This window comes from Mesorhizobium sp. M0587, assembly GCF_040320945.1.
Lineage (GTDB): Bacteria > Pseudomonadota > Alphaproteobacteria > Rhizobiales > Rhizobiaceae > Mesorhizobium.
On the sequence record NZ_JAMYQP010000038.1, the window covers coordinates 44,364 to 65,426 of the forward strand.

Consider the following 21,063-nt stretch of genomic DNA (forward strand, 5'->3'; position numbering starts at 1 on the left):
CTAACCACGCTATCACGGCGCTTACGTTGCGTAAATCGTGGGCCGCCAAGAGGTCAGGTCCTACAGCGCCAGCCCCGTATCATCCATATCCTTGGAGAAGGCCGACGTTAGCTGTAATTCCGGCATGGGCTGCGCATTTTCAAATGCTTGCTCCCGCAAAAGTTCGAGTGCCCGCAGGGCATCTTGCTTTTTTTGCTGGACGAAAGCCGCGCCGAGCTCCCTGCACAATTTCTCGACGTCGTCCTTGCCGTCGTGCGCATCCCGGACCATGCGTGCGAGGGTGCGCTCGCGAAAGTTGACGGCCTGTGCCGCACCCTCGAGCTTCGCCTGCTGTTGAGGTGAAATCATGCCGCGCCGGCAAGCAGCGCGAAGTGTCCGGCGCAGGTCAATCATCGCATGCGTCAATGGGGTGAAATTCACCTCAGCCGGTCCATGCAATACCGCTACTGCGTCGTCGGGTGCAAAGGCGAAGCGGCGATACCATCGGTAGATAAACCCGACGCCCTGCATATGGGGGAACAGCTCGGCTGCTCGAAGGGCACCCATGCTGGCCGCGCCGACGACATGAATGCCGCGGCTGAGGGCCCACAGGATTTCCTTGTGCCGAACCGCGGGCTCGGCCTGAAAACCGCCGTCGATGACAAGGATCGCACTCGGGTCGAAACGCTGTACGGCCGAAACGATCGAGCCTTGCACGGCCGGGGGAAGGCAGACCGCATCAACGACCTTCAACGCGTCGGGATGTGACAGGGTGGGGCCGGTGAAGACGAGTTTCGGGCGCATGGTCTCTATCCCTGCAAGAACGGCTGCAAGGCGGGGATGACGATCCTGACAACCGACAGGTCGTCGAGCGGGTTCGTTATCACCCGGACCAGGTGAACCGCATCGAATCCTCTCTCTTCGAGAATTGCCAGGAGGACCGACAGCCCGTCCGTCGCCGTGTTGAACTTCTGCTCGGGGAGCGCACGGAAATCCACGCTGCGCGGGCCGTCGCGGAGGAGCCGGCGATGCGCTGCTATCATCTGCCGATCGGGGTATTTCGGATAGAACGCGCGCGTCAGGTCATCGCGCGCGCCCGAGATCGCCGCCAGACGGGCCTGGGCCGCTTCGTAGATGGCGTTAGCCGCCGCGCCGGCGGGACTGAAACCGGCAGCCGAACCATCAGCCGGATGATCCAGAAGGACCGTTTCCGTCGGTTCGTCTTCCAGCAGATGGCACCAAACCACCGGTATGCCCAACGGCGACAGAGCTTGCCAAAGGCCGACCAGCACGTTGTTGGCCGCCAAAGTCTCCAAGAGATCGCGCAGCGACGGATCATCGATCGTCTCGGGATCGATGCGTTGACGGTGAAAAAAACCGTGGGTCCGGTATGCCGTGGCGATCGCGTCGCGTTCGATGCATTCAAACATGCCATGAACGCTGGCATCCCGCTCCTCGAAGCCTGCGGCCAGACCGCTCGTGGATGCCGCGAAAATGCCGTCATGGGGAAGTGACGGCAGTACATAGGCGGTATGCACGAGCTCGAACGGGACCAGGTCACGGCTGCCGGTGAGAAGATTGTCGGCGGCTACCCACGCCGTCTCCCTGCCCCGCCATCCGGGCGCGGTGCCGTGCTGGAGATGGCTTTCGAAACGATCGGGCGGGATGCCCAATTGATCGGCGCAGCCGACGACTGTGTCGAAATTCGCCACCTGCTCTGCAAAGAAGGTCTCGGCCGATTCCAGCATGGCCGATATGGCGGCTTGCGCCAGGGTGGCGCCCTTGCCTTGCGCGACCACGTTGGAGAGCGAGAAAGGCCTTGTCACCTGCACGACGGGGATGCCGAGCTGGTCGAGCCCGGTAAGGTCGGCGATCCGCGTGATGCCCAGGGCTTTGCGCATCTTTATCAGTCGCGCCAGCGCCTCGTCGGGCGGCGGACCCAGGCGTTCATATCGCTCCACCATCGCGGACGCTCTTGCAGGGCCGGCTAGTGCCGGACGGCCGGTTCGGGATTGACGATCAGCGCGGCGCCCGGCTCGAGAACGGATTTCGCACGTTCGACCCGGTCGCGAAAGCGCCACGACAGTTCAGGTGCCAGGCCTGATGATTGAAGGATCTCGTATGCACTGAGGAGAAAAGGCACCGCGCTTTGCTCCGCGGCTATGGCGATGCTCTTTTCGAGGGCAGCGATCACGTCCGCCTTGGGGTAGCCCTGGAGAAGAAGTAGCTCCGCCCTTCGTCGGTAGAGCTCTGCGAGCCAGAAGCGGCTGCCGCCGGCCTCGGCCTGCGCCGCAGCCGAGCCCAGCAGCGCGAGCGCCTCATCAACCTCGGCAGTTCGTGTCAAAAGCTCTGCCAGCATGCTGCAATAGACCGGTTCGTCCTCAGGTGTCTGGAACTCGCCATGGAGGCCAAGACCTCGCCGCATTTTTTCCCTGCCGCTCTCGACCTGGCCGGCGTTGCCGTCGCACCAGCCTTCGAAGATTTGTGCGGCGGCAGCGAGGGCAGGCATATGATGGCGCTCCGTCAAGTGGCGCAGATCCGCTATCACGCTTCGCAGCGCCGAAAAATCGCGGCGATAGCAATGCAGCATCGCCTCGTTGAGGTAGGCATGCGCGATGCTGCCGGCATGTCCGGTTTCGTGCGCCCAGCTCCTGGCTTCCGACATCGAATGGATCGCGCTTGCCGGCTTTCCGACGAACCACAACGACAAGGCGCGGTGAGCGAGCCCGCAGACCCTCGCGTCATGCCCGCCGAACAACGCAGCATTCGCTTTGCCCCGGCCGTGCTCATAGAGCGAAAGCCCGACGTCGACGGCCGCGATGCAGCGGTCGTGGCGGCCAAGATTGAAGTCGATTGCCCACACGCAATGCCTGGCCTGGAGTTGCACTTCGGCGTCCTCGACATCCCTGAGATCGCTGAGCACGACTTCGGCGCGCTCGCCGTCCATGACGGTATCGGTAAACCACCAGCCCCAGTAGATCGGGAACCACTTGGCCCGTTCGGCTACCGGCCGCCGCCGGGCGATCACCACGCCGTCCTCGTATAATTTGCGGGCGGGCGCCGAGTTCGGCCCCTCGACAGCGGTCAGGATGGGACCGAGCACGACCATTGCCGATAGCCGCAGCGCGTCTCGCATTTCGGTCGCGGCAACCCGCTCGCAGAGCTCCAACGCATGTTCGAGTATCTGCCTTGCTTCCGCCATTGCCGAGCGGGACGAGCTTTCCGTGCCTGCGATCACAAACTGACCGATCGCGTCCTCCAGAAGGCCTGCGCGCTCGGCGTGCTCGGCGACCTCGGCAGTCCCCAGCCACCCGGCCAGGTTTCGGTTGCGGCTCACCGCGGCAAACAGCCGCCGGTGCAAGGCCTGCCGTCTCTTGCGCAGCGTTGCGTTGTAGATCGTCTCCTGGATAAGCGCATGGCGCACGCCGTAGACGGGAACGCCTGAAGGCCGCACGCGGATCAGGAACCCGGCCTCGCTCAGCGAATTCAGTGCGTTTGCGATGACATCATCGTCGAGCTCCGGCAACAGCGCGCGAAGCAATTCCTGATTGAAACGATTGCCCACGACGGCCGCAGCGCGCGCGACCTCCCGTGCCGGCCCCAGCGTTTCGAGCCTGGCCTCGAGCACGCTTTCGAACATCGAGGCATGACTGCGCGTCGCGGTCTGTGCCAGCCGATCCGTCGCCGAGACCGCGTTCTCAGTCATCCACTGGCAGATTTCTTCGATGAACAGCGGGACGCCTCCCGTCACGCGTTCCACCACGTCGAGCAATTCCGGGGAAGTGGACGGCTTGCCTTGCGGCCACATGGCCGCGATCGCCAGCCGCGTTTGCTCGCGGTTGAGGGGCTTTAGCGCGATATACCTTGGATTCGATGCTGCCAGCCAGCTCCCGGATCCAGGGCGTGTGGTTGCGATGACAAGCGCCCGGAAGTGACGGGCCGACTGTGCAAGCTCAGCCAACAATTGTCTCGACGTCAGGTCGATCCAATGGATGTCCTCGACCAACAGGACGATCGGTCCACTGGCGCACAGGGCTTCGAGCGAGTGGCGAACCGCCCAATTGGCTTTCTCGCGCATCGCCCCCGCATCGATCTCCTTGAGCGCCGGATCGGCTCCCGCAGCGCCGAGCAGGAAGGAGAAGATGTCGATGATTTCGGGATCGCGAACGTCATGATCGCGGAATACTTCCGCCACGGCGCCAGCGCTCAGCTGTCCTTCGTTGTTGGCGAGATCGCTCCGCACGTTCTGCAGCAGCGGATGCAGCGTCGAGCGCAAGCCGCCGGGCGTGCACTGGAAGAGCAGCAGTTTCGCGCGCTGGTGACGCGTGCGCCGGCGCACTTCGTGAAGAATGCGCGACTTGCCGATCCCGGCCTCGCCTTCGATCACCACTACGCCGCCGTTTCCTGCAACGGCGCTGTCCCATGCTTCGGCGATCGTGCCTAGCTCGGCCTCGCGATCGACGAGCGGACTGCTCAGCCGCCCGAAGGCGAAGAAGCGGTCGACCTCGCGCTTGTGGCTCAGCGCATGCCAGATCCGCTCCGGCTCGGCAAACCCCTTGATCGCATGGATGCCCCGGAAGCTGAACACATGCGACCGTCGCGCCAGATTGCGCGTCTCGTCAGAGACCACCACCGTATCCGGCTGCGCGAGGGCCTGGAGCCGCGTCGCCATCGCGAAGGCAGGGCCGGTGACATTGTCATGAGCGGTGTCGGCATCACCCTTTTGGATCAGGGTCATCGATGTCGCGACCCCGACCCGGACATGCAAATCGGCGCAGCCTTTGTCCGAACCGACGCGCCTGCAGGCGTCGATGATTTCGAGCCCGGCCCGGATCGCCAGCGATGCCGCGTCCTTGGCGTCTATTTCGGCAGGAAACAGGGCAACACCGCCATCGCCGACCTCGACCCTGACGGCACCCGAGCACGACGCGACCGCCTGTCTCGCCGCCCGCTGGAAGGCTGATATCAGTTCCTCGAATTCTTCGATATCCAAGATGGCAAGAAGGTCGGTCGATCCGACAAGATCGTAGCAGAGCGCGGTCAGGATCCGCCGCTCATGCCGGGCTTCAGACGCACTGTTGCCGTTGCCGCCCAGAAAACCTGTTGCCACGGACGCCACCGGCAACGCGACCGGACCCTTCTCCGACATGCTGCGATTTCCTCGCCGAGCGCAGTGACGGCAATGTTAGCAAAGTGCGATGCTGTTCACAAAACACTTAATCGGTGACCGGGGCGGGGAGGAGCCGGTGCCGGTGCATTTCGGCGACGAGTCTCTGAGCACCAGGCGCTGGCGGACGAACGAGGCCTGCCGGGGGCGGGCTTTTTTGCTGAGGCGCTCTGGCAAAAGATAAGCAGCGTGTCTTAGCGGCTCCATTTCCTGGGCAAACTCAAAGCGCAATTGATCGGCCTCATCGTTCGGCAGCCAATTGGCCATGTTCGGAAACACGGTTTGCCACATGCGGGCGTCGCGCTCGAACCAGGGCATCTTCTCGGCTGATCGCGCTTTTCGAGGAGCGACTCTAGCCGGATGCGGACATTTTCCACACTGAGCTGCCCTACGCATCGGGTACCAAGCGTCAGGGCTTTCACCACTCGTGTTCTGTGATCTTCGGCGCGGCGGAGCGAAAGTTGGACTCTGAGGAGTGCACCGCGGACCGGCGAGGCCGGTGAGCAAATCGTCGATGGCGGGAATGAATCCGGAAACCCGTCCCGGCTGCGTTGTTGAGCGCTGGCGCCTGTTTCCTGGCCGAGGGACATGATGCCTGCAGCGCCAACCCTGCAACTTAGATCACCCTGTGCTGCGCACCTTCATAGGCAGCACAGATTGCGTGAGCGATGGCCGAGAGGTTTGACGCAGAAGTCCTGAAAATTTCCATCCTTGAAACGTTACACGCCTACATTGCTAGACGGCACGCCTCCGTTCCGGCAAAGCTGCGAATCGCGGGGCCACTGGCAATCCGCAGGTCGGCGGGTTCAGGCAATGCTCATCGAAAGATGGGCCGCCGACTTTCCTTTTGGGCGGGTTGCCGCTCTCACTTGCCGTCTCAAATTGATCGGCGGGACGTGGCGCCGCTACTAGCAAGGGATTTCCGGAGAAGGCCAGTGCCGTGCTTCGGGCCACCTTCCGCGCTCACGCCATACCCATCTCACTTGCCTCCTGCGGCGAGAGACCTCAATCCCGGCTTGGTGAAGGCGCGGCGTGCTCCTCGCCACGCTGGAAGGAAAGCGCACGAGATCGGCCAGGAATGCGACCCTCCCAGCGAAGCCGTCATCAACCGCGCGCAAAATGGCTTCGTCGGCAATTCGCTGAGGCATGCCGGCGAGGCATGGCGGGTTGGAATGGCTGCGCCGCTCATCCCGGCGCAGCCAGTTCCCTGCGGATCTATCCAAGCTCGTGGATCGCGACGCCCGGCACAACCGTCCTGGCGATCTCGCACAGGTGCCGGTGATGCGTGAGATAGATCACCTGACCAGCACTTGCCATCTCGCCAAACAACCTGAAAACCTCCTCCGAGCGCACATGGTCGAAGGTTTCCATGATGTCATCCGCAACAAACGGTACGGAGGGCCGGAACTGCGCGAATTCATAGTATCCGGCAAGCCTCAGCGCCAGGTAGAGCTGGAAGCGAGCGCCCTTTGACAGCGCATCGGCGACCTTCGACTGTCCCTCGCGCTGCAACGCGATGAGCACTTCCCCACCCTTCACCGGTTGGGTTGTCAGCCCCGAGTACTGGCCGCGCGTCATCAATGCGAATGCGTCGGATGCCCGTGCCATCATGCCGGAGCGATGACGCTCGCGGTAGACGCGCAGGGCATTGCTGGCCGACATCACACCCAGTTTCAGCTCGATGTAGCGGACGGCCTTTTCCTCAATGTCCAGAAGGACGGTGCGCCTTTCGGCGTCGATGCGGGCAACAGCACTGTCGCCGCCAATGGCGTCCAGCTTGTCTGCAGCGCGCGTCTGTCGGATCAGCTGTTGCTGTATCGCTTCGTCAAGATCGCGCAACCGCTGCTCGCCATCAGCCTTCTCGATCGCCAGGCTGGCGAAATCGAGAGCATCCAGGATAGAACGCGCTTTTTCGAACCCGTCCACCGCGAGCTCGGCCGCCACCTGCTCCTCGAGTTCGGCGACCGCAGTGCGCAGGCGATCCCTGTCGCGCAGCAGCTCGTCGCGTTCCACGACGTCGGACAAGGTAGCAACACCGAAGACACCCAGGACGTCGTTCCTGCGACGCTCATGTGCCGACATCTCAGCATCGAGAACCTCGCGGGCATCCCGCAGGCGCTGCAGATCGTTCACGAGGTTCGCCCTCATCTCGCGCGTACGATCGGCACGCTCCAGGCGCTCGGCAAGCCGGACCGCCAACTGTTCCGGTTCACCGTCCGCCGACTCGTCCGCCTCGGCGGCAACGGCGGTGAGCTCGACAATAAAGTTGTCCCTGTCGGTCTGCATCTTCTCGATGCGGAGCTGCATGGCGTCGCGCTCCTGGAGGTTTCTGGACAGCTCAGCCAATTGGTCGAGGATCATGCCGACGCCGGATGCCGAAAGCCCGTTCTCGAGCCAGGTCCCCTTGAGCGCTTCGGCAATGCCAGCCAACCATTCTTCCTCGCGCCGCTCCGCCACGTCCACGGCTCGTCGCCTGGTGGCCAGCTCTTCCTCCTTGGCGCCCACTGTCTTGAGCGCCTCGGCATGCTGGGCGTCCACCTTGCGCTGCCGGTCGAGGAACAGCTCCGCGCCGGCCATGATCGTCTCCAGGCTGTCGCCGGGGTCCACGCCGATGCCGACGCTCTCCAGCGCTCCGCTCACCTCCAGTCGTATTCGCTCCCCCGTATCGGCCGCCCGCCCGGCCTTCTTGCGGGCAAGCTCGATCTCCTCCCAGGCTGCAAGCGCATCGGCGCGGCCAGAAATGCGGTCCTCGATGCGTTCGATCAGGCGCTCCAGCGACAATTCCCGACATTCCCCAAGCGGATCCCATGCTGCCGCGCGCAGGTCCGACAGGGCGACGTCCACATCCATGTCGACTTGTGCATATTGCTCGCGCAGCCGTGTGATGTCGGCCGAGGCTTCGGCGAGCTCGCGCGTCGTAGCGCGGATTTCGGCAAGCTCCGACGCGTTGGCCAGTCGGCCGGCGCCGGCACTGTCGTCGCGCGCCAACGTCGCGGCGAAATCATCAGCGGTTTCGCCGGTAAGCACACCGCGATGGCGTTCCCAGGCCTCATCTCGCGATCGCCGGATCGCGGCCGCCGCCTCATCGTCGACGACATCGACCGATTCGCGAAGCGCGCCGAGACGCGCCGCGAGCAACTCTTGATTGCCCTCGTACTCGGCAAGGCGTTCGGACAGTATGGCTCTCTTCCTGCCTAGTTCGGTCGACAGCGCCTTCCAGGCGCTGATCTGCCCGGCGCTCGGAACGGAAATCCTGCTCAACGCCGCTGCGTCGCCAGACCATGGGTGCAAGTGGCCGAGTGCGGCCTTCCATCGCACCGCGCCCGCATCGTCCGCCTCGCGTGCCGCCTTGATCTCGCCGAGGTGCCCGCTCGCCCTCGCCTTCGACAAGGCCGCGCCCAGCCTTGCCCTGGCCGGCTCGGGCACCGCCCTTTCCTCGCCGACCCGCTCGCGTGCCGTCTGGAGCGCATCAAGCGCCGCTGCGGCTTCGTCGCGGGCAACGCGCAGGCCGGTCGCTATCCCGGATCGCTGGTCAACCATGGTGCGGACAACGCCGACAGTGACTGCAGGCAAAAGCAGCACGGCGGGATCAGGCTCTGAAGATCGTCCCAACGCGGCAAGGCAGCTTGCCACGGTGTTGTTGAGGATTTGCAAGTCCGTCCTGCGATTGGGCAGGTCAAGGCCTGCCGAGCCATAGCGCAGTTTGCCTTGCGCCAGACCACGAACGCGCTCGGAAATCGCAAGGATCACTTCGTCTACATCGACGGAGGCGATTTTCGTCGTCAAGCGCTCGACCTCGTCGATGTTGCCGGCCGACCGTGTTCTCAGGCTGGCGTCGTCATCGATCAGTCCGGCGACGCTGCCCGTCCAGGTCCGTGGCGGTGAGGCCGTGTCCGGCAGCTCGGCCAGCCGGGTTGCCTTGCGCCGGATATCCGCGAGGACCGGGCCTGCACGGAGGTACCTGGCAATGGCATCCAGCCTGGCAGACAGGACCGAACGTTCGGTGATATTGCGGTCGTATTTTTCCGCCGCGTCCAGGCGTTCGGCTTCAAGGCCTTCGTAGGTCGAGGCCAAGGTATCGATCTGATCCCGGCGCGACTTGAGGTCGGCCAGACGCTTCTTGAGCAACGCAAGCTCGGTTCCGTGCGCCTGCTTGCGATAGAGCGCGTCCGCCTCGGCCTCGAGCGCGCTCAACGTGTCACTCGCATGCCCAAGACCGGCGCTGGCGGTGAACAGCAGCTTGCCCAGGTCGCCACGCGACTCCAGGATCGACTTGCCGCCCGCTTCCAGCGTCTCGTCGTCCAGCGAGAACATGGTCGCGTAGGCGTCTCGGGACAGGCCGGCGAGATGGGCGGTTACAGCCACCTCGCTCACCGGTTGGCCCATAGCGTTCAAGAGCGAGTTGCTGCGCTGTTTCGTGCGCGTGAACGTGTGCTCCGCCCCGTCGAATTCGAGCACCCCGCCGATACGCATGGCGCCGTATTCGTGCAGGAAATTGTAGCGGCTGCGCTCCTCGATGCCGAACAGAAGGTCCAGGTAGCCGGAAAGCGCTGTCGACTTGCCGGCCTCGTTCAGGCCGAACACGATGTGCAGGTCGGGTCCTGACTCTGGCTTGGGCCCGAAGTCGATCATCCGTTCGGTGAATTTTCCGTAGCGGATGAGGTCAAGACGCCGGAGCCTCATGGCGCACCGCCTGCCTTGAGGCGGGCTGTGACCAGGTCGGCACCGCTGGCAAGCACCCTGTCGAGGAACAGGTTCAGCCCAGCTTCGTCTCTTCCGGCAAAGTCTCGCCCATCGGCGGGAAGGTCCGCGATCATCTTCTGGACAAGCGCCCTCGCCTCGGCACGAAAAGCTTCCGAGCCGGCGTCGGCGCGCATGGATTGAGCGAGTTCAAGGATCGGGTCCGCGGCGCCCTCAGCTGCTTCCGTCCTCGGCGCAGCAAGGTCAAGCTCGAGTTTTTCCACCCATGTGTCGCCCACCTGTTCCGCAGCCTGCTCTGCTTCGGCCAACAGCAGGTCCCGGTCGCGGATCAGCGCCCACGACACAGGCGACGCTCCGGTCAGGGCAAGGCGCACCACGGCGTGGCGCGACCTGACGGAGGCCCGGATTTCTTCGAGCGCGGAGCGGAAGCGTCCGACGACGTCGGACCATTCCGCCGTCCCGGTCAGATCGACGCGCGCCCGCTCGAATTGCGCGACGCTGGTCAGCCTTTCCTCGATCTCGACGGAGCGGTCGTCTTGTATCGTCACTAGGGTAACGGATTTCTCGCCGGCCTCGTTGATGTCCCTGCCCTGCGGGATGCCCGGCATCACCACCGTGTTTGCTCCAGGATGGACCTGGCGGACATGGATGTGCCCGAGCGCCCAGTAATCAAAACCATGGCCGTGCAGGTCGACGACGCTGCAGGGGGCGTAGACATCATGACCCGGCGATCCGGCCAGACTGGTGTGCATGATGCCGACATTGGCCGCCCCTTCGCGTGCGGCCGGATATTTTGGCAGCAGGCTGTCCGGCGCCTTGGGGCTGGCGAAGCTCAAGCCATGGAACATGACGTCCAGCCCACCGGCTGTCTGGAGCACCGACTGGGCACGGCCGCCGAAGATCGTGACCGTGTCCGGAAACACCAGCTGTTTCGATATCCGCGACAGGGCGTCATGATTGCCACGGATCTTGAAAACCCTGATGCCGGCCTGGTGCAGGCGCATCATCTGCGCCGCCAGGAACCGCGCCGTCTTCATCGACGTCTGGTCGCCGTCGTAGAGATCGCCGGCAATGACAAGCGCATCGACATGCTCTGCCAGGCACAGATCGACAATAGAGACGAATGCCTGGCGGCTGGCGTCACCGACGAGCTCGGCAAGCTCGCGGTTTCGCAGCGCCAGTGAACGCAGCGGCGAGTCGAGATGAATATCGGCCGTATGTACGAATCGAAATGCCATTGAGGGTCTCCACCCAAGAACATAGAGGGTGTTCGATCGCGGTTCGATAGGTGGATTTCGCGACACGCGGTGGTGGCTGAGCACAGTCGGCTGTGTTGCAAAGTTTTGGTAACTGGTCGCGCGGGAGGAACCCTGCATCAATTTTCGGAAAGGAAAGGACGTCAGTTCGACCAGTCCGTCATCTTTTATGCGCTGATATCTAGCCTATAATCTGAGCCTGCGCGACTTGAAAGAAATGATGGCCGAACGCGGCATCGGCGTCCATCATTCGACGATCCATCGCTGGGTCATTCATTTCGCACCGCGGTTGCTGGAGCGCTTCAACCGCCGCAAGCGTGCCGTCACCGGCAACTGGCATGTCGACGAAACCTACATCAAGGTTCGCGGTGATGGATGTATCTCTCTGCCGCGCTATCCACAGTGTCGGCGAGATGGTCGGCATTCTGGTTCAGCGAGCATCGTGACCTCCTGTCGGCTAAGCGCTTCTTCAGGGAAGCGCAGCGTGTGCGGCGCCACCCGCTTGGCGAGTCGGCGGCCTGCGCCGCCTCGATGACTATGCGATAGAGCTGCCGCGTGCTGATCGGCTTCATCGCGTGCTGCCCGGGAAACAACCAGCCGTCGCGATGCATCCCTGCTGCCGCCCCGACCCTCCACCATTGCCGAAGGAGAGTGAGCAGGTCCTCCGAGAGCATGGCGTTGCGATATCGCCGCCTTTGCCACGTACGACGCGCAGCAGCATGCGTTCGCTGTCAACATCTGCGATCTTCAGCATCGACACCTCGGCGACGCGCAGGCCCGCGCCATAGGCAACCGAGATCGCGGCCTGGTGCTTAAGGCAGGTGGTGGCGTTGAGCAGCCGGGCGACCTCGTCGCGACTGAGCACCACGGGCAGGTTGCGCGGATGCGACAGCCGGACGAGCCGGCGCGCCAGGTCCGGGCGGTCGAGCGTTTGGGTGAAGAAGAGCGTAGCGCCGACACGATGCTGTTCATCGTGGGCACGGGAACGCCGTCTTCCTGCTGGACGATCTGGAACCGACGTAGGTCGTCGGCGGTCGCTGTGTTTGTTGAACGCCCGAGGAAATGTCGCCAGGCGTCCGATATCGCGGGGATCTTCATGTCGTCGATCAGCCGCTGGCTCAGCGGGCTGATCTGTGCATCGAGAATAGGATGGTGCATGGTCAGGCTCCTTGTTCAAGAAGTCCACCATGCTACTCCAGCCGAACGACGCTCAGCGCGAGCACGACATCCGGTTCGTGATCTCTATCTGACCGCGAGCGCCCATCCCGCGCAGCAGGTTCGTTCTCCGGCCCAACCCCGGTCGGGGTATTGTCACTTCAGACCCTGGGCTTCAGGCCGCCGTGAGGGGACCGGAGAATTGTTTGGACTTTGAGGGTGGTAGCGGGAGACCGTTCTCTCCGCTTTCAACACTGCCACTGATCCCCTTCGAACTAAATGTCGCCGCAGCGGACACCAGGCCACCGAGGGACCATTCGCAACCGCGTATCCCCTCACTACGGTACTTGAGAAGAGCTTATGCATCCCATAGCTTTGAGGATGATCTCGAGACACCGGCGACGGACGCTGGAGAGGTCGGTCGTTTCATTTAGATGAGACCAGGTCTATACTCCACGGAGGACAGGCCAGATCGATGGACCGTAAGCTTTCCGCCATTCTCGCCGCCGATGTTGTGGGCTATTCCGCTCAGATGGAACGCGATGAGGCCGGCACGTTCGAGCGCCTTCGTGCTCGACGCAAGGAACTGTTTGAGCCTGAGATTGCCCGCCAGCACGGCCGCATCTTCAAGCTGATGGGCGATGGACTGCTGGCCGAATTCGGCAGCGTCGTGGACGCGGTCGAATGTGCCGTGTCGTTGCAGCACACCCTGGCGGAATGCAACGCCGCCGTTTCCGAGGATCATCGGATTCGCGTCAGGATCGGGATCAATCTCGGCGAGGTGATTGTGGAGGGCGAGGACCGATATGGCGAGGGCGTCAACGTCGCTGCCAGACTCCAACAATTAGCGGAACCTGGCGGCATCTGTGTCTCGGCAAAGGTCGCAAAAGAGGTTGAGAAGAAATTGTCTTTCGGCTTTGAGCCGATGGGCCAACAGAAGCTGAAGAACATCGCCGAACCGGTGCAGGCGTATCGGGTGCTGCTCGATCCCGCGGTGGCGGCAAAGTCCATAGCTGTCAATCGACACCCACGTTTCAGGCGTAATCTGGCCGTCTCTATTGGGGTCCTTGTCGTCGCAGTCGGCCTTGCAGCAGCGTGGTGGCGGCCGTGGGAGCCACCGCTTCGGCCCGCCGCTCTGACAGCCAATACGAAAGCCGACACCCGGCCATCCCTCGTCGTGCTTCCGTTTGACAATCTCAGCGACGACAAGGCGCAAGGTTATCTGGCTGACGGTTTTACCGAGGACCTGACCACAGAACTTGCACGCGTGCCCGGCCTGTTCGTCGTATCGCGAAATGCGGCTTCCACCTACAAGCACAAGGAGACCAAACCCGCTGAGGTCGCCGCAGCGCTTGGTGTCCGGTACATTCTGGAGGGCTCGATACGCCGGGTCGGCGACGACATGCGTATCAACGCGCAATTGATCGACGGCTCGACCACCGGTCATCTCTGGGCAGAACGTTTCGACGGCCAGTGGAGGGATGTATTTGCGCTGCAGGACAAGGTCGTAGTCAGCATCGCAGGCGCGCTCAAGCTCCGTCTCGTGAGCGTCCAAGGCAAGGCAGATGTCGCGGGCGGCACGCGCAATCCTGCAGCCTACGAAGCTTACCTCCAGGGCATGGAAATCTACAATCGTCGCAATACTCCAGACGAGTTTGCGCAGGCGGTGAGGTTTTTCCAGCAGGCGCTGGAACTCGATCCGGATTTCGGCGCAGCGGCAGCCTCGCTCGCGTGGGCCTATTGGGACATGGACGGGCCGCGGATCAAAGCATTAACCGTTTCGGACATCGGTGCGCTGTATAACGCCTACAAGTACCTGGGCGAGGCGGCCAAGCATCCTTCGCCGTCCTACTATCAGCTCGTCGCCAGTTTGCTGGTTCGCGAGCATCGGTCCGACGAGGCAGTCGCGGTTATGTTCAAGGCAGTGGCGCTCGACCCGAGCGATCCCCTGAACTACGTCGGGCTGGCAGAGGCCCTGAATTTCAATGGCAGGCCGAACGAGGCGCGCGACTATCTCGTCGCGGCCAACCGTGTCGACCCAGGCGACAATGACCATCGGCACTACCAGGCTGGGCTGGCTGCATTTGGCCAGGGTCGTTTCGAGGAAGCTGTCGACTACCTCGAAAGGATCGATCTCCAATCGCCTGATCCATGGCCGAAATTCTATGGCCTGCAGGTGTTGGTTTCGGCCTACGCACATCTCGGGCGCAGTGACCAGGTCGCGGCCTATAGTGACAGGCTAAGGAACGTCATGTTGGAACGAAAGGATGGAGGGGCAAATCAGTTGGTCACGCAAAGGTATTTTGTGTTCAAGAACCCGGCTGACGTCGGGCGTCTGCTGGACGGCCTGGACAAGGCCGGTTTGCCGGAGTTACCGGAAGAGGTCGATCGGGATGCGAAGGACCGGCTTACCGGTTCGGAGATCAGGTCGCTCATCCTCGGTCGTGACCTGCGCGGGGGAGGCGCATGGATAGATAAAGGAACCAGTTGGGTGCAGCAGAACTTCCTGTGCGACGCCATTCCGAAAGATCAGACAACCTGCGGCGCGATCTTCCGCAATCCTGCCGGGACGCCGGAGCGACCCAATGAGTATACGGCAGTCTTCCGTTTCGATCGTTTTGAGTTTTCGACCGCCAAATAAGACCACCCGGACCTGCCAGCAGTGTTAGAGCGGTTGGCGGAATCGAAGGGGATTGAGGCCAGCATCTGATGACCCGACCTCTTTCCAAGGATCTTCGCGAGCGGTTGTGGGCAACGAAAGTTGTGCCTTCCCAGTGGGATAAGCACATCCAGGAACCTTAATCCTTCTAAGAAGTTATGGATGCACTCTCAGCCGGACAACGTCATGTTCCGCAGGACGCAGACGGCAGGTGTTCTTTTGGCGATCTCTTTAGGCGCCACCGTCGTGTCACGTCTGCTTCAGAGGCACTTTGGCCGTACGGTTCCCTTGATCGTCGTCGGGCAGGTGTTGGCGGCCATCGGCGCCGCTGGTTTTGCTCTGTGGATCGGTCACGATGGATGAACTGACGGCCGCCAGGAAAGACCAGCCGAGTTCCTCTGCCGCTCCCGCGGCGAAGAAGATTCTGGGCAGACTCGGGCCGGGCCTCATCACGGGCGCGTCCGACGATGATCCATCCGGGATCAGCACCTATAGTCAGGCGGGGGCGCAACTCGGGTTTGGCATCGGATGGACGATGCTGCTGACCTATCCTCTGATGGTCGCAATTCAGGAAATCAGTGCGCGCGTCGGAAGGACGACCGGACATGGCATCGCAGGCAATCTGTGCCGCCACTATCCAAATTGGCTTCTGCAATCCATCGTAACTCTTCTGTTCATCGCAAACACCATCAACATCGGCGCGGACCTCAGCGCCATGGCGGATGCGACGAAGCTTTTGATTGGCGGGCCGGCGGTGCTCTACGTCGTGCTGTTCGCAGCGGTTTGCGTGGTCGGAATCGTTTTCGTGAACTACGATCGCTATGCGCTCATCCTGAAGTGGATGACATTGAGCCTGTTCTCGTATGTCGCGGTCGTATTCGCCGTGCGAGTTCCCTGGGGCGAAGCACTCGGTGGCGTGCTGGTTCCCAGAATCATCTGGAGCAGCGAGTTCTTCACCACACTTCTCGCGATCTTCGGCACGACGATTTCGCCCTATCTCTTCTTCTGGCAGGCGTCACAGGAGGCTGAAGAGGTCCACGCAAAACATCACAGAAAATCGTTGTTGAGGGCTCCACGTCAGGCGCTCGACGCGTTCTCGCGAATTCGCGGCGACACTCTCATAGGCATGGCATTCTCCAATATCATCGCGTTGGCGATCATCTTCGCGACCGCGGCGACCTTGCATAAAGCCGGCACCACCGACGTCGAGACATCCGCTCAAGCGGCCGAAGCGTTGCGGCCGATTGCCGGCGATTTTGCCTTTGCCATCTTCGCTTTCGGCATCGTCGGTACTGGGTTGCTAGCGGTGCCGATCCTGGCCGGCGCGGCGGCTTACGCCATTGGCGAAGCGAGACGATGGCCGGTGGGATTGTCGCGCAGACCTAAGGAAGCTGTGGCGTTTTACAGCACTCTTGCCGCAGCGACGGGGCTCGGAGCAGCGATCACGTTCAGTCCAATTGATCCTATCAAAGCGCTGTACTGGACAGCTGTTATCAACGGTGTCGTCGCCGTTCCGGTCATGACGGTTATGATGGTCATGACGGCGCAGCCGAAGGTCATGGGCGACTTCACCATCAAGGGGTGGTTGCGCTGGCTGGGCTGGGCCTCCACGATCGCCATGGCGATGTGCATGTTCGGGATGCTCATCAGTTGGTTCATGTGACAGCCATCGATCAGCTTCCGCCGTTGGCAGTCGGGACGATCTCGCTTCGAAACAAAGCTCGACGAATGCGGGCTCTTCTCAACGGCCAAGGGTTGTCGGCCAACTTGTCATCGCGAGTGGCAACGCGACGGAAAATGCTTCAGCTTGAAGAGTCGGCCGTGAACTATCCGCAAGTTGAGGCGCTCCAAGGGCGGCCAATTCGCTCTGCATACAAAAGCACTGCCCGGCAATCCCTATGACCGTCACACACTGGTGAGTGTCATCCCCGATGTGGAAGAGACCATCGGCAACGAGATCGGCCGCATCCTCGCCGACGCCGGCTATCGCGGCCACAACGCACCGCAAAGCCACAAGCAGCGGCCAGAAACGCCGTACCGCCGCTCGGCGGTCGAGTCCTCTTCTGGGCACCAATCCCTTGGCAATTTGCCAAGTAAATCAACGATGCCAGTAGGCTGCGGGCCCCTTCTGTACACAGAGCTGTACACGGAGGAGCCGCATGGGAATTATTTTGCGATACGCGCAAGAGATGGCGAGCGGGAGCTGGCGTTACCGCCGCAGGGTACCTGACCGTCTCAAACCCAGCCTGGGCAAGACCGAGATCACTATTTACCCTGGCCTTTCCGTCTAGGCCTTAACCATCTGATCGAAGCCAAGATTCATATTCCGCCATACCAGAATATTCCCACTCAAATCGCTTGCACAATTCGCGAACACTTTCCTTCCATGAATTCCCTTCACATTTTGTAAGGATATTTAGAATGCTTTTGAGCAGATCAGGCCAGTTAAAATCCTCGACGCTAATTACCGGATGAGGGTCTATATTGATCCGATCTCTGAATGCGTTCGTGATGATATAGACGGTAAAATTGTCAGCCCCAACCCCATTGTCCCACCCTATCGACAGGTTGAGCGCCAAAGCGACGCTCTTTGGATTCGCAGGCGTCCAGTGCTCCAGCCCTCCTCTGGCGTTACCACCCTGATACCAGAGCGAATTTCAGCTTCGGTGTAGCCTTCTCTGATGAGACTTTCAGGAATTGAGCCAGGTTTTCTTGTTCTTTCGCCAAGATTCCGCGCATCGACGCTGCGCAACCGTAGTTGGGACTCGGAGCAGATATTCGACATCAATCACCAGCATTCAGCGGCAGCCCAGCGCGGCGCAGCTATCTTCCGGGATGGAAATACCATGAACTAGCTGTTAGACGACTGCTTCCACCCATCTCGGCCATTGGCGGCAGCCAGTTGATTGAGTTTTGACCTAGGGCTCCCGCAGGGTAAGCAGGTCCGCGCGCATTTGTCTCTGTTCCTCGCCCGGCCGCGCTGTTAGACGCCTGTCTGCCCCAGACGCGGGGTGGCCATATCGAGGAAGACGAGCATTGACGAATTGGGAGGCCAGCCTGTTGGTGCGCCCGGATTGATGTGCTGTCGACCATTTGAATGTTGCCGTCGTATGCTGCCGCCGTGGAATCCATCATGCCGCTCCACACGCGGGCCTTTCGCCCGCGCACGAAGCGATTGTAGGTGGTCGTGCGCGGACCGTAGCGCTCTGGCAGATCGCGCCATGGCGCACCGGATCGCGGCAGCCAGAAGATGCCGTTCAACACGCGACGGTCAACCATGCGCGCCACGCCACGCGGTTTGTTGGGGAGAAGCGGCTCGATCAGGCGACACTCGAAGTCGGTCAGGTCATATCAGCTCATGCGGACCTGAATCAGATTCCGCCGCAACATGAAAGCCGCCGGTCGGCAAACGACCCCATTTCGGACCTTCACAGCAAATCCGCAAAGTCCTGAAAGCTGCCTTTGATTAGGCGAATTCGTTGGGTGAACCGTCCGCACATAGAGTCTCTTCTCGCCGAATTGAAAGCCGTGGTAAACGGCGCCCATGGGCATCAAGAACTATCTGATCGAGGGCGGTTCCGGCACTGGAAAAACGTCTGTCGCTACCGAACTGGAACGGCGCGGCTACCACGTCATCCATGGTGACCGGGTCTTGGCCTATGTCGGCGACCCCGAGACAGGCCAGGCACTGGCCGGACCACCTGAAGGCGTCGCGGACCGCTTCGCCTGGAGTTACGCGCACTGGATTTGGCCTGTCGACAAAGTCCGATCCTTGGTCGCCGACACCACCCACCCAGTCACCTTCTTCTGCGGCGGCTCCCGCAACTTCCATAAGTTCCTGCACCTATTCGACAAGGTTTTCCTGCTCGATATAGATGTCGAGACGCTGAACCAACGTCTGGATGGACGGCCAAATGAGCCGGGTTTCGAGCCAGACGAGCGTGCGTTGGTACTCCGCTACCATGGGACCCGCGAATACCTTCCCGCCGGGATCAATGTCGACACGGCCGGCACCGTCCCGAGTGTCGTCGACGGTATCATTGCCCAACTGACCTGAAGCCTTGAAAGTGTCGCGAATGCGATGGGAAGCACTCGAATTATTTGGGGGAAAGACGCCAGCCGGCTGGAGCGGCTCACTGGCGGAGTCGCCAATGATGTTTGGAGCGTGCAAGTCGGTCGGCGGTTTGCAGCAGCCCGCCTTGGCACGCGGAGCGATGCTGATCTGGCTTGGGAGACCGGGCTCCTCCAGCACCTCGGAGCATTAACCGGTGTGGTGCGCGGGATCGATCCCGCGCTTGTCCACCGTCCCGGGACTGAGGACGAGGCTCGAGGACTGCGGTTGCTAGCGGCATGCCGAGCGGTTGCTGTGGAAACCGTCGACTCACCGCCGAGAACAACCCGTTTGTGATCGTTGACACTCAGTGTGTATGATGATTAGCTGTCCTCTGTCCGAGGACAGAGGACATGATGAAGAGGCAGGATATTGTCGTTCTGCTCAAGCTGGCGAGCTTGGAGGACAGCGCAAAGGATATCGGTGACGAATCTACGCCGCTCGGGCTAGCCGCGGGCGAGGATGCTTATTCTGTGCGCGGCCTCGAGGCAGCCCTCGGAATCAGCAAAACGGAGATCGGCGCTTCGCTCAAGCGCAGCATTGCGGCGGGCCTTGCGATCAAGGACAGGAAGACAGACCGGCCTAAACCGAGCCGGCGCCATCTGCGCGAGTTCATCGTCCACGGTGTGAAATTCGTCTTTCCGGCGAAACCAGGAGCCATGCAGCGCGGGTTGCCGACGGCGTTCGCGGCCCCTGTGCTACGTGAATCCCTGCACAGCGCTGGCAATCTCATCTGCGTTTGGCCCTACGCGCATGCAAAACAAATGGGTCAGTCGGTCGACCCGCTGTTCAAAAGCGTGCCGGAGGCCTGCGAGAAAGACAGGCGGCTCTACGCCTATCTGGCCCTCATCGACGCGATCCGCGTCGGCAATCAACGCGAAAGCAAGCTCGCCGCCGACCTGCTCGTACACAGGCTGGGATGACAGTCCGGGGTCCGTTGAAGATTGTTGAAGGCCGTCGCCGAGGCACTCGGCGAGGAGTGCGCGCGCGCCTGGTCTTCGTCGGCGGCTGCACGACCGCGCTCTACATTACTGACCCCATCGTTCTCGAAGGGGTGAGAGCTACCGATGATGTCGATCTTATCCTGCCGCGTGGTCGTTGCCACCGTGCCCGGCGATGAACATGGCGACGGCCGACCGGCAATAGGATTCGATTTCGTTGTCGTCCTCTGCTCTCGCCTCATCGAAGCATGCGATAATCAGGAGATCGGATCCTTTGAAAAGCGCGGCAAACAAGCGGGCGGACCGGAGAGGATCGGGCACGTTCAGAACCGCCTTCGCATGCAACTGACGCAACAGGGCCTCGATTTGGGCGATGACATGGGCGGGGCCGGCTTCGTAATGGAGTTTGCTTAACGACTTTTGATTCGTCTTGTCGGCCATGACCATGGCTTCGACACTGCGGACGTCTGATCTCAACAGCGTGCGAAGCAGGGATGATCCCACCGCCATGAGCTGATCTTCGGCCGAACCGTCGACGCCTTCAAGAAGGGCCTGTGGTGCAAACAACTGATGGCAGCCGGCCGCGATGGCCGCGCTGAACAGCGCCTCCTTGTTCTCGAAGTGCCGATAGATGCTGAGCTTGGATATCTTCGCCCGCTGGGCGACCTTGTCCAATGTCGTCGCTTGAAAACCCAATTCCACAAAGAGTTCGCCCGCGGCGTCGACTATCGTTTGGCCAAGCGCCTGGTTGGCGGGCCGGCCGCGCCGGGCCTGACTATTTTCGCCCATGACAATTCCAGTCCTTGACGGTATTCTAATTCTTGCATTACGATACCATGCAGTTTCTGAAATGTGCAAGCCAAAGATTGGATTTCTACCCTGTCTTCCAAACCGAGTTTCCCTGGACCGCTTTCGCGCCAGACCAAATCTACCCCCCTCCATCCACGACACGGAGCCTATCACCATGGATGACGTCATCATCATCGGCGGGAGCTTTGCCGGTCTCGCCGGCGCCCTGCAGCTCGGCCGTGCCCGCCGCAAGGTCACCGTTCTCGATACCGGCCTGCCGCGCAACCGCTTCGCGGGCCACTCGC

The 21,063-nt window shown here is 61.7% G+C and carries 15 protein-coding genes and 4 pseudogenes; 9 read left to right on the plus strand and 10 right to left on the minus strand.

Annotation, left to right across the window (positions count from 1 at the left end; genetic code table 11):
• Positions 1 to 60: 60 nt before the first annotated feature.
• From NKI49_RS26900 to NKI49_RS26925, 6 genes are all read right to left on the minus strand, one after another.
• On the minus strand, positions 61 to 783 hold the full coding sequence (locus tag NKI49_RS26900; protein ID WP_352605681.1) for a TfuA-like protein: 723 nt from the start codon (positions 781 to 783) through the stop codon (positions 61 to 63).
• 5 nt (positions 784 to 788) lie between these two features.
• Positions 789 to 1,943 carry a YcaO-like family protein gene (locus NKI49_RS26905; protein WP_352605679.1) on the minus strand — a complete coding sequence of 385 codons (1,155 nt, stop codon included), beginning with the start codon at positions 1,941 to 1,943 and terminating at the stop codon, positions 789 to 791.
• 23 nt (positions 1,944 to 1,966) lie between these two features.
• Positions 1,967 to 5,128 carry an ATP-binding protein gene (locus tag NKI49_RS26910; RefSeq protein ID WP_352605677.1) on the minus strand — a complete coding sequence of 1,054 codons (3,162 nt, stop codon included), beginning with the start codon at positions 5,126 to 5,128 and terminating at the stop codon, positions 1,967 to 1,969.
• 36 nt (positions 5,129 to 5,164) lie between these two features.
• Positions 5,165 to 5,464, minus strand: a complete 300-nt coding sequence (locus NKI49_RS26915; protein WP_352605675.1) for a hypothetical protein — start codon at positions 5,462 to 5,464, stop codon at positions 5,165 to 5,167.
• Between the two features lie 897 nt (positions 5,465 to 6,361).
• Entirely contained in the window at positions 6,362 to 9,829 is a 3,468-nt protein-coding gene (locus NKI49_RS26920; protein ID WP_352605673.1) for an AAA family ATPase, read from the minus strand.
• Positions 9,826 to 11,085, minus strand: a complete 1,260-nt coding sequence (locus NKI49_RS26925; RefSeq protein WP_352605671.1) for a metallophosphoesterase family protein — start codon at positions 11,083 to 11,085, stop codon at positions 9,826 to 9,828. Before NKI49_RS26925 ends, NKI49_RS26920 begins: the two co-directional genes overlap by 4 nt.
• A 132-nt stretch (positions 11,086 to 11,217) precedes the next feature.
• Between NKI49_RS26925 and NKI49_RS26930 the strand changes: the two are divergent.
• Positions 11,218 to 11,646: pseudogene (locus NKI49_RS26930) on the plus strand (IS6 family transposase); the annotation flags it as partial.
• Between the two features lie 25 nt (positions 11,647 to 11,671).
• On the opposite strand, the gene NKI49_RS26935 reads toward NKI49_RS26930, so the two are convergent.
• A complete protein-coding gene (locus tag NKI49_RS26935) occupies positions 11,672 to 12,289 on the minus strand; it encodes a tyrosine-type recombinase/integrase (protein ID WP_352605669.1) in 618 nt (205 codons plus the stop codon).
• 444 nt (positions 12,290 to 12,733) lie between these two features.
• Here NKI49_RS26935 and NKI49_RS26940 point away from each other — a divergent pair, with 444 nt between their 5' ends.
• From NKI49_RS26940 to NKI49_RS26955, 4 genes and pseudogenes are all read left to right on the plus strand, one after another.
• The gene (locus NKI49_RS26940; protein WP_352605666.1) at positions 12,734 to 14,899 is read left to right on the plus strand and encodes an adenylate/guanylate cyclase domain-containing protein; all 2,166 of its coding nucleotides are present in this window, start codon (positions 12,734 to 12,736) and stop codon (positions 14,897 to 14,899) included.
• Between the two features lie 204 nt (positions 14,900 to 15,103).
• The gene (locus NKI49_RS26945; RefSeq protein ID WP_352605664.1) at positions 15,104 to 15,280 is read left to right on the plus strand and encodes a hypothetical protein; all 177 of its coding nucleotides are present in this window, start codon (positions 15,104 to 15,106) and stop codon (positions 15,278 to 15,280) included.
• On the plus strand, positions 15,273 to 16,580 hold the full coding sequence (locus NKI49_RS26950) for an NRAMP family divalent metal transporter (RefSeq protein WP_352605662.1): 1,308 nt from the start codon (positions 15,273 to 15,275) through the stop codon (positions 16,578 to 16,580). Before NKI49_RS26945 ends, NKI49_RS26950 begins: the two co-directional genes overlap by 8 nt.
• A 174-nt stretch (positions 16,581 to 16,754) precedes the next feature.
• Positions 16,755 to 16,988: pseudogene (locus NKI49_RS26955) on the plus strand (IS5/IS1182 family transposase); the annotation flags it as partial.
• Positions 16,989 to 17,211: 223 nt separating this feature from the next.
• Here NKI49_RS26955 and NKI49_RS26960 read toward each other — a convergent pair.
• Positions 17,212 to 17,535 carry an Imm8 family immunity protein gene (locus tag NKI49_RS26960; RefSeq protein ID WP_352695832.1) on the minus strand — a complete coding sequence of 108 codons (324 nt, stop codon included), beginning with the start codon at positions 17,533 to 17,535 and terminating at the stop codon, positions 17,212 to 17,214.
• A 436-nt stretch (positions 17,536 to 17,971) separates the two neighbouring features.
• Positions 17,972 to 18,262 (minus strand): annotated as a pseudogene (locus NKI49_RS26965) (transposase); the annotation flags it as partial.
• Positions 18,263 to 18,461: 199 nt separating this feature from the next.
• Between NKI49_RS26965 and NKI49_RS26970 the strand changes: the two are divergent.
• From NKI49_RS26970 to NKI49_RS26980, 3 genes and pseudogenes are all read left to right on the plus strand, one after another.
• Positions 18,462 to 18,974, plus strand: coding sequence for a nucleoside/nucleotide kinase family protein (locus NKI49_RS26970; RefSeq protein ID WP_352605658.1), 513 nt, complete (start codon positions 18,462 to 18,464; stop codon positions 18,972 to 18,974).
• Between the two features lie 19 nt (positions 18,975 to 18,993).
• Positions 18,994 to 19,172 (plus strand): annotated as a pseudogene (locus tag NKI49_RS26975) (aminoglycoside phosphotransferase); the annotation flags it as partial.
• A 209-nt stretch (positions 19,173 to 19,381) separates the two neighbouring features.
• Positions 19,382 to 19,951: a hypothetical protein gene (locus NKI49_RS26980; protein ID WP_352605656.1), complete on the plus strand. Its 570-nt coding sequence runs from the start codon at positions 19,382 to 19,384 to the stop codon at positions 19,949 to 19,951.
• Between the two features lie 156 nt (positions 19,952 to 20,107).
• Here NKI49_RS26980 and NKI49_RS26985 read toward each other — a convergent pair whose 3' ends face one another.
• On the minus strand, positions 20,108 to 20,758 hold the full coding sequence (locus tag NKI49_RS26985) for a TetR/AcrR family transcriptional regulator (protein WP_352605654.1): 651 nt from the start codon (positions 20,756 to 20,758) through the stop codon (positions 20,108 to 20,110).
• 175 nt (positions 20,759 to 20,933) lie between these two features.
• Between NKI49_RS26985 and NKI49_RS26990 the strand changes: the two genes are divergently transcribed.
• Positions 20,934 to 21,063, plus strand: a 130-nt coding sequence (locus NKI49_RS26990; RefSeq protein WP_352695834.1) for an FAD-binding protein, incomplete at its 3' end; no start/stop codon positions are given.

Coding starts and splice junctions, on each gene's coding strand:
- NKI49_RS26900 (WP_352605681.1), bottom strand. CDS start 783: ATGCGCCCGAAACTCGTCTTCACCGGCCCCACCCTGTCACATCCCGAC.
- NKI49_RS26905 (WP_352605679.1), bottom strand. CDS start 1,943: ATGGTGGAGCGATATGAACGCCTGGGTCCGCCGCCCGACGAGGCGCTG.
- NKI49_RS26910 (WP_352605677.1), bottom strand. CDS start 5,128: ATGTCGGAGAAGGGTCCGGTCGCGTTGCCGGTGGCGTCCGTGGCAACA.
- NKI49_RS26915 (WP_352605675.1), bottom strand. CDS start 5,464: ATGCCCTGGTTCGAGCGCGACGCCCGCATGTGGCAAACCGTGTTTCCG.
- NKI49_RS26920 (WP_352605673.1), bottom strand. CDS start 9,829: ATGAGGCTCCGGCGTCTTGACCTCATCCGCTACGGAAAATTCACCGAA.
- NKI49_RS26925 (WP_352605671.1), bottom strand. CDS start 11,085: ATGGCATTTCGATTCGTACATACGGCCGATATTCATCTCGACTCGCCG.
- NKI49_RS26940 (WP_352605666.1), top strand. CDS start 12,734: ATGGACCGTAAGCTTTCCGCCATTCTCGCCGCCGATGTTGTGGGCTAT.
- NKI49_RS26945 (WP_352605664.1), top strand. CDS start 15,104: ATGTTCCGCAGGACGCAGACGGCAGGTGTTCTTTTGGCGATCTCTTTA.
- NKI49_RS26950 (WP_352605662.1), top strand. CDS start 15,273: ATGGATGAACTGACGGCCGCCAGGAAAGACCAGCCGAGTTCCTCTGCC.
- NKI49_RS26970 (WP_352605658.1), top strand. CDS start 18,462: ATGGGCATCAAGAACTATCTGATCGAGGGCGGTTCCGGCACTGGAAAA.
- NKI49_RS26980 (WP_352605656.1), top strand. CDS start 19,382: ATGATGAAGAGGCAGGATATTGTCGTTCTGCTCAAGCTGGCGAGCTTG.
- NKI49_RS26985 (WP_352605654.1), bottom strand. CDS start 20,758: ATGGGCGAAAATAGTCAGGCCCGGCGCGGCCGGCCCGCCAACCAGGCG.